The organism is Polaromonas sp. P1_G2 (genome assembly GCF_056405515.1).
The window spans coordinates 1-438 of record NZ_JBFUBY010001225.1; the positions used below are offsets into that span (position 1 = coordinate 1).

A 438-nucleotide genomic window follows, 5' to 3' on the forward strand; every position below is an offset into this window, starting at 1 on the left:
GGTCGAGCCCGACTGGATGGGCTGGGCCGAGCTATTGTCCCGCGGCGGCGTCAAACACCGCGCCTTCAGCGGCCGGCGCTTCGGCAAATTCAGCATCGCACTGCAGGCCGCCATGGCCGGCCAGGGCCTGGTCGTCGGTTGGCACCGCATGGTCCGGCCCCTGATCGAAAAGGGCGAGCTGGTGCGCTTCACCGACCTCGTCGTGCCGACGCCGGATGCGTACTATCTCACCTGGAACAGCACGCGCGACCTGCCTCCCGCCGCGCTGTTGCTGTGCGACTGGATCAGGACGATGGCGGAGGAAGAGCGGGAGGCGCCGGCGCCTTACGAGCGGCCTAAACGGCAGTGAGAGTTCCCCCGGCTCGCGTCCCTCACCGCACAACATTATCCCCCCATACCCTGCTGATATGCGGCAAATCCAACCCCAAATCCCCCTCG

General features: G+C 66.9%; 1 protein-coding gene. It reads left to right on the forward strand.

What is annotated here, in order from left to right; translation table 11 throughout:
- A partial coding sequence (locus AC1D0P_RS29885; protein WP_477680043.1) for a LysR substrate-binding domain-containing protein occupies positions 1-349 on the forward strand: 349 nt, incomplete at its 5' end.
- Between the last annotated feature and the right edge of the window lie 89 nt (positions 350-438).